Source organism: Guyparkeria sp. (genome assembly GCF_041687595.1).
GTDB lineage: Bacteria > Pseudomonadota > Gammaproteobacteria > Halothiobacillales > Halothiobacillaceae > Guyparkeria.
In genome coordinates, this window is sequence record NZ_JAWLBP010000080.1 from 1 (window position 1) to 4,229 (window position 4,229).

A 4,229-nucleotide genomic window follows, 5' to 3' on the forward strand; every position below is an offset into this window, starting at 1 on the left:
ACGCGCCGCTCGCCGGCAAGACCTTCGTCATCACCGGCACCCTGCCGGACATGACGCGCGACGAGGCCGCCGAGAAGCTGACTGCCCTGGGGGCGAAGGTCACCAGCTCGGTCTCGAAGAAGACTACCGCGCTGGTCGCCGGGGAAGCGGCGGGAAGCAAGCTCGACCGCGCGGAGAAGCTCGGCGTGCCGGTCCTCGACGCCGATGCCTTCGCCCGTTTGCTCGACGATCCCTCCACCGCCCCGGACTGAGCCCATCGCGTCCCGGCGTGATCGCCCCCCGTCACGCTCTCGCCTCCCGCGGCACTGTCGCCGAATCGTCAACCACCCGACACGCGCCTGTCATTCGCCGCGCCTAGCGTCTCCGAGGAATCGACCATTACTCGGGGTGAGCTGTGGATATCAGCCTGGTCACGGAAACCTACCCGCCCGACGTCAACGGGGTCTCGACTACCCTGGGTCGGCTGGTGGCGGCATTGCGGTCGCGTGGGCACCGCGTGGCGGTGACCTGTCCCCGCGGCCGGCAACGCCGTGAGCTCGCCGACGGCATCGAGGTGGCGGGGCTGGCGATGCCGTTCTACCGCGAGGTTCGCGTCGGCCTGCCGCGCAAGCGGGCCTTTCTCGAACAATGGCGCGAGGATCCCCCGGACCTGGTGCACATCGCCACCGAGGGCCCACTGGGCGCCTCGGCGCTGGCGGCGGCGGAAGCCCTTTCCCTGCCGGTGACCTCGTCGCTGCACACCAACTTCCACAGCTATGCCCGCTCCTACCGGGTCGGCTGGCTGACCGTGCCCGTGATGCGCTACCTGCGTCGATTCCACAACCGCACGGCCACCACCTTCATTCCCACCCGGCAGCAGGCCGACGAACTCGCTCCCATGGGCTTCGAGCGCCTGGCAGTGCTGGGGCGCGGCGTGGATGTGGACCTCTTCCACCCCCAGCGGCGCGACCGGGCATTGCGCCGGGCCTGGGGGGCGGATGACGGCACGCCGGTGTTGCTTCATGTCGGACGGTTGGCTGCGGAGAAGAATCTCGACCTGTTGGTCGCCGCGATGGCGCGCGCCCGGGCGGTCGATCCCGCCACGGTGCTGGTGGTGGTCGGCGACGGCCCCGGGCGCACACGGCTGGAGCGGGCGCTGCCCGACGCCGTGTTCGCCGGCATCCGGCGCGGCGAGGACCTGGCGCGTCACTATGCCAGTGCCGACGGTTTCGTCTTCCCCAGCCGGACCGAGACCTTCGGCAACGTGCTGCTCGAGGCCATGGCCAGCGGGCTGGTCTGCCTGAGCTTCGACTACGCCGCCGGGCGGCTGCTGATCGAGCCGGGCGTGAACGGGCTGCTCGCTCCGCTTGACGACGAATCACGGTTTCTCGACCAGGTGCCCGAACTGCTCGGTATCGCCGGCGGGGGCGGCCGGGGGCGAGCCCGCCAGACGGCCATGCGCCACGACTGGGGCCGGGTGATCGATGCCTTCGAGGGGCGGCTGCGGAGCGTGGCGGGCGAGCCCGGGCCGACGGTCGGCGTGCTCCAACGGCAGGGCTCGGCATGAATCCCTTCGGTCTCCGCCCTGCGGGCGCGGCGTTGCTCGCACGCTACCTCGACTGGGAGGCGCTGGTCACCGAGCGCTGCAACCGGGTTCACCGTGTCACCGTTCTGCGCTGCCTGTTCGCCTGGGCCTCGCGCCTCGGTGACGGCATCGGCTGGTACCTGCTCGCCGGCATCATGGTCCTGGCCTCCGGGCGCGAGGCCTGGCTTCCCATGGGCGTGATGCTGCTCTCCGGCGGGGCGGGCGTGATCATCTACCTCGGCATCAAGCGGCGCACCGCCCGCCTGCGACCGTTGCACCGCAACGCGCGCATCCAGGCCAGCGTCGCCCCGCTGGACAAGTACAGCTTTCCCTCCGGCCACACGTTGCACGCGGTTAACTTCGGCATCCAGCTGGTCGCCTTCCACCCGTCGCTGGGCTGGCTGGTCCTGCCCTTCGCGTTGATGGTGGCGGCCTCGCGGATGGTGCTCGGGTTGCACTACCTCTCCGACGTGCTCGTCGGCGCGCTGATCGGCGCAGTGATTGCCGTCCTGTCCCTGTCGCTGATCTGAAGCCGGCCCGGGGGAAACGGGGGAGCGACAGCCGCCAATCCGTATATCAGGAAAACACTAACCGGCCGTCTTTGCATCAAATGATGGCCGATTCCTGTCCGTAGTCGTGCCGTTCGTGGCTCATAAATGCACTCGTTGCGGCGCTTGTTTGCGCTTATGGCCCGATAAGCCGTCCGCCCCGGCGCATGCCGCTAGAAACCTAGTCTATATAAGCGTTGCAAAAAGAACGCTTGAAACGCTAAAGTTTCCTGCGGTTCGTGCAGGTACGTGCTAGTACTTGTTCGACGGTAAGAAAAAACACAAGGAGACGAGGGGATGTCACAGAGCCACGCAGCGGCCACGCGCCGCCGACTACCCAATACCATCCTGGCGGCCATCGGGCTGGGCATGTGCCTGTCCGCAAGTCCCGTGCTCGCGGACGAGCACCAGTCGGCTGGCGCCATGGGATCGACCATCGGTTACACCTGCATGGGTTGCCACGGTGTCGCCGGCGAGGGCAGCGGGAACATTCCGCGTCTTGCCGGCGTGCCGCAGGAGGCCATCGCCGGCATGATGCTCGCCTACAAGAGCGACGGGCAGGCCGGGACCGTGATGAACCGCATCGCCAAGGGCTACAGCGACGAAGAGATCCAGGCTGTCGCCGAATTCTTCGCGAACCAGTAAGCGGTCAGCGCACCCACAAGGAATTGCAAGAGAGGTAACCGCAATGAGTCTTTCCCGACGCGGATTTCTGAAACTGAGTGCCGCGATGGCCAGTGCCGGCGCGATGGGCGCGGCCACGGGCTGTCAGCAGGGCAACGGCAACGGTGACGGCACGGCCAGTGGCAAGCGCGTGGTCGTCATTGGTGGCGGCTTCGGCGGCGCGACCGCGGCCAAGTACGTCAAGATGTTCGACGACACCATCGACGTCACCATGATCGACGGCAAGGCCAGCCACACCACCTGCCCGTTCTCCAACCTCGTCATCGGTGGCCTGAAGGACATCGACGAGATCACCCACGACTTCAAGGCCCTGGAAAAGCGCGGCGTGAACGTGGTCAAGGGCTGGGTCACCGGCGTGGATGCCGAAGCCCAGAGCGTCACCCTGGAGGACGGCCGCAGCTTCGAGTACGACCGTCTGGTGGTCTCGCCGGGCATCGACTTCAACTACGACGCCATCGAGGGCTACACCGAAGAGGTGGCCAACACCAGCATGCCGCACGCCTGGCAGGCCGGCGAGCAGACCCTGCTGCTGCGCCGCCAGCTCGAGGAAATGGAAGACGGCGGCACCTTCATTCTCGGCGCGCCGCCCAACCCGTTCCGCTGCCCGCCGGGGCCGTACGAGCGCGCGGCGCTGGTGGCCAACTACTTCAAGGAACACAAGCCGAACTCGAAGATCCTGATCCTCGATCCCAAGACCGGCTTCTCCAAGGAGGGCTTGTTCCGCGAGGGCTGGACGGCCAACTACGGCAACATGATCGAGTGGATCGGTGGCGACTTCGGTGGCGGCGTCGAGAAGGTCGACCCGGACACCATGACCGTCGTTGCCGGTGGTACCGAGTACAAGGGCGACGTCATCAACGTCATTCCGCCGCAGAAGGCCGGCAAGATCGCGCAGGTTGCCGGTCTGGCCGACGACTCCGGCTGGTGCCCGGTCAACCAGCAGACCTACGAGTCGACCATCCACGAGCGCATCCACGTGGTCGGTGACGCCTGCATCGGCTCGCCCATGCCCAAGTCCGGCTTCTCCGCCAACTCGCAGGCGAAGAACTGCGCGGCTTCCATCGTGGCGATGTTCCACAACGAGAGCGCGCCGATCCCGAGCTGGGTGAATACCTGCTACAGCCTGGTCGCCCCGGACTACGGCATCTCGGTCGCCGCCGTCTACGAGCTCAAGGACGGCAAGACCACTTCCGTGGAAGGCGCCGGCGGCGTCTCCCCGCTGGGCGGCGAGAACGCCGAGGCCGAGGCCGGCTACGCCCACGACTGGTACGCGTCCATCACCAAGGACATCTGGGGCAGCTGACCCCGGACCGCCGCCCCACCCGGGCGGCCGGACCAAAAAGGCCCGCCATCGCGAGATGGCGGGCCTTTTGTCGTTATCAGAGCGCGAGATGTCCCGTGGCTTTGTGGGAGCGGGCCCCGCCCGCGAAGGC

At 67.5% G+C, this 4,229-nt stretch carries 5 protein-coding genes; all 5 read left to right on the top strand.

Annotation, left to right across the window (positions count from 1 at the left end):
* Positions 1-251 (top strand): BRCT domain-containing protein (locus ACESL5_RS09395; RefSeq protein ID WP_372592521.1); only part of this gene is annotated, 251 nt, incomplete at its 5' end.
* 143 nt (positions 252-394) lie between these two features.
* The gene (locus ACESL5_RS09400) at positions 395-1,546 is read left to right on the top strand and encodes a glycosyltransferase family 4 protein (protein WP_372592522.1); all 1,152 of its coding nucleotides are present in this window, start codon (positions 395-397) and stop codon (positions 1,544-1,546) included.
* Positions 1,543-2,094, top strand: a complete 552-nt coding sequence (locus ACESL5_RS09405) for a phosphatase PAP2 family protein (protein ID WP_372592523.1) — start codon at positions 1,543-1,545, stop codon at positions 2,092-2,094. Before ACESL5_RS09400 ends, ACESL5_RS09405 begins: the two co-directional genes overlap by 4 nt.
* A gap of 315 nt (positions 2,095-2,409) precedes the next feature.
* Positions 2,410-2,757 (top strand): c-type cytochrome, encoded by a 348-nt coding sequence (locus ACESL5_RS09410; RefSeq protein ID WP_372592524.1) that lies wholly within the window; start codon positions 2,410-2,412, stop codon positions 2,755-2,757.
* A gap of 43 nt (positions 2,758-2,800) precedes the next feature.
* Positions 2,801-4,099, top strand: coding sequence for an FCSD flavin-binding domain-containing protein (locus ACESL5_RS09415; RefSeq protein ID WP_372592525.1), 1,299 nt, complete (start codon positions 2,801-2,803; stop codon positions 4,097-4,099).
* Positions 4,100-4,229 lie beyond the last annotated feature (130 nt).

What these genes read in the sequence shown, in the direction of transcription:
- ACESL5_RS09410 (WP_372592524.1), top strand. Translation starts at nt 2,410, where the DNA reads ATGTCACAGAGCCACGCAGCGGCCACGCGCCGCCGACTACCCAATACC.
- ACESL5_RS09405 (WP_372592523.1), top strand. Translation starts at nt 1,543, where the DNA reads ATGAATCCCTTCGGTCTCCGCCCTGCGGGCGCGGCGTTGCTCGCACGC.
- ACESL5_RS09415 (WP_372592525.1), top strand. Translation starts at nt 2,801, where the DNA reads ATGAGTCTTTCCCGACGCGGATTTCTGAAACTGAGTGCCGCGATGGCC.